Origin of the sequence: Pseudomonas sp. NPDC089534, from assembly GCF_044749305.1 — a bacterium.
GTDB lineage: Bacteria > Pseudomonadota > Gammaproteobacteria > Pseudomonadales > Pseudomonadaceae > Aquipseudomonas > Aquipseudomonas ekonensis.
On record NZ_JBIVHR010000213.1, the window covers coordinates 1 to 1589 of the forward strand.

The 1589-nt window shown below is 66.8% G+C and carries 2 protein-coding genes; both read right to left on the minus strand.

Features of this window, described 5'->3' with window-relative positions; genetic code table 11:
• Positions 1–534: 534 nt before the first annotated feature.
• The gene (locus ACIP0B_RS28475) at positions 535–810 is read right to left on the minus strand and encodes a peptidylprolyl isomerase (protein ID WP_003225447.1); all 276 of its coding nucleotides are present in this window, start codon (positions 808–810) and stop codon (positions 535–537) included.
• 40 nt (positions 811–850) lie between these two features.
• On the minus strand, positions 851–1589 hold a 739-nt coding region (locus tag ACIP0B_RS28480), incomplete at its 5' end, for a response regulator (protein ID WP_400838540.1).

Sequence of the window (1589 nt, forward strand, 5' to 3'; positions counted from 1 at the left end):
GACGCCATCGCCAGCAGGCTGGCTCCCACAGGTATTGTGGTTGTCCGCAAGGCCTGGGAACGCCCGAGAACCCTGTGGGAGCTGGCTTGCCAGCGATGAGGCCGGCACATCCGGATTCGGTGCCGCCTGACCGGACGCCATCGCCAGCAGGCTGGCTCCCACAGGTATTGCGGCTGTCCGCAAGGACTGGGAACGACTGAGAACCCTGTGGGAGCTGGCTTGCCAGCGATGAGGCCGGCACATCCGGATTCGGTGTCGCCTGACCGGACGCCATCGCCAGCAGGCTGGCTCCCACAGGTATTGTGGTTGTCCGCAAGGCCTCGGAACGCCCGAGAACCCTGTGGGAGCTGGCTTGCCAGCGATGAGGCCGGCACATCCGGATTCGGTGTCGCCTGACCGGACGCCATCGCCAGCAGGCTGGCTCCCACAGGTATTGCGGCTGTCCGCTAGGCCTTGGAACGCCCGAGAACCCTGTGGGAGCCAGCCTGCTGGCGATGGCGGCAGCCGAGGCGCCGCGGGGCGGGATCTTGCCGCTCAGTCGCGGAAGAACACCTGCACCAGGTGGTAGCCGAACTTGCTCTTGATCGGCCCGTGCACGGTGCGCAGCGGCTTCTTGAAGATCACCGCATCGATCGCGCCGACCATCTGCCCCGGCCGCACTTCGCCCAGGTCGCCGCCGCGCTTGCCGGACGGGCAGGTCGAGTATTTCTTGGCCAGCACATCAAAGGCTTCGCCCTTGGCGATGCGTTGCTTGAGCTGTTCGGCCTCTTCGGCGGTCTTCACCAGAATGTGGCGGGCTTGGGCTTTCATGATGCGGTACCTGATTGCGGGGCGCGGATTATGCCTCAACTCATGGGGTTTGGCTGAGCATCGTGCGGATCTTGGCCGCCATCGCCTCGATGGAAAACGGCTTGGCCACCATGTCCATGCCGTCCTCCAGGAAGCCCTGGCGCTCGGCGGCGTTCTGCGCATAGCCGGTCATGAACAGCACCTTGAGCCCCGGCCGGTGCTGACGGGCGATTTCCGCCAGTTGCCGGCCGTTCATGCCCGGCAGGCCGACGTCGGTCACCAAAAGGTCCACCCGCTGGCCGGATTCGAGCAGCGGCAGGGCGCTTTTCGCGTCTTCGGCCTCGAAGGTGCGGTAGCCCAGCTCCCTGAGCAGGTCGAGCACCAGCATGCGCACCGCCGGATCGTCCTCGACCACCATCACGCTCTCGCCGGTCGCCGCTGCGGGGGGCTGGTTGACCGGTTCGACGGCCGGCCGCTCGGGCTCCAGCGCATGCAGGCGCGGCAGGTAAAGCCGTACGCAGGTGCCGCGGCCCGGCAGGCTGTCGAGGCTGACGTGCCCGCCGGACTGCTGGGCGAAACCGTAGATCATCGACAACCCCAGGCCCGTGCCCTGGCCGATGGGTTTGGTGGTGAAGAACGGGTCGAACGCCTTGGAGCGCACCGACGGCGTCATGCCGGTGCCGTTGTCGCTGACCGCGAGCATCACGTAATCGCCGGCCTTGACCGGTTCCAGGGTGGTGATGTCGCTGCCGTCGAGGTAGACGTTGGCGGTTTCGATCAGCAGTTCGCCGCCCTCGGGC